General features: G+C 52.0%; 1 rRNA gene. It reads left to right on the top strand.

The features are described from left to right. Positions 1-250 (top strand): 23S ribosomal RNA (locus M3189_RS27480); the annotation flags it as partial.

The raw sequence follows: 250 nt of genomic DNA, 5'->3' as shown, positions 1-250 counted from the left end.
AGTAGTTAGAGCCCGTTAATGGGTGATAGCGTGCCTTTTGTAGAATGAACCGGCGAGTTACGATTACATGCAAGGTTAAGTTGAAGAGACGGAGCCGCAGCGAAAGCGAGTCTGAATAGGGCGTTTTTAGTATGTGGTCGTAGACCCGAAACCAGGTGATCTACCCATGTCCAGGGTGAAGTCCAGGTAACACTGGATGGAGGCCCGAACCCACGCACGTTGAAAAGTGCGGGGATGAGGTGTGGGTAGC

Source organism: Neobacillus niacini (assembly GCF_023715415.1).
Classification (GTDB): Bacteria; Bacillota; Bacilli; order Bacillales; family Cytobacillaceae; genus Neobacillus; species Neobacillus niacini_C.
This window is presented reverse-complemented; position numbering and strand designations above follow the sequence as displayed.